1 pseudogene is annotated in these 670 nt (G+C 49.3%); it reads right to left on the minus strand.

What is annotated here, in order from left to right:
- Positions 1-670 (minus strand): annotated as a pseudogene (locus ACFIKJ_RS09635) (phage tail tape measure protein); the annotation flags it as partial.

Genomic DNA, 670 nt, shown 5'->3' on the forward strand with positions numbered 1-670 from the left:
AGACGACATAAAGCCATCGACAATCGAATTAGCCAGATCTTCGCCCGCTTGTTCCATACCAGCCTTGGCACTCTCCGAGAGCTTTTCCTGTGTAAAAAAACTCTTCAACCATTGCCAAAAATTGGAAAGGCTTTGTTTAACGCCCTCCCACAAACCTTCAAAGCTTTGAACAACAGCGCCAAGCCCTTGTTTGAACTTTTGCCAAGTTTGAGAGAAATCAAAAGCAGCAGCAATGATGTTTTTCCATTTGGTGATGGTGGTGGTATCGGCACCAAAAAAGCGCATGACGGCTTCAAAGGCACGCCCCCAAGCCCGAGATACCCCCCGTGCAAAGCCCTTCATAAAAGAAGAAAAACGATCCCAATATTTCCACAAAGCAAAACCAGCCGCTATGATCACAGCCACAACAGCGGCAATGACCGCTCCGATCGGGGTAAAAATAGCCCCCACAACAGAAGCAATACTCGCCCCAACCACTTCGATGACTGTCCCGATCCAACCAAAAGAGGCAGCAAATGCACTTCCTGAGATCATAACGCCGCGAAACGCCCCCACCAGTAAAGTCATGGGGCGAAGAAGACGCAGCGCATTCCCACCAAAGCTTGCTGCCATTAAACCCAATGAGCGCCCTGAAGTGATAAGTAAACGCCAACTTGCTTGCAATGTGCGG

This window comes from Bartonella sp. PS7NMGDW (genome assembly GCF_042193585.1).
GTDB classification, from domain to species: Bacteria; Pseudomonadota; Alphaproteobacteria; order Rhizobiales; family Rhizobiaceae; genus Bartonella; species Bartonella grahamii.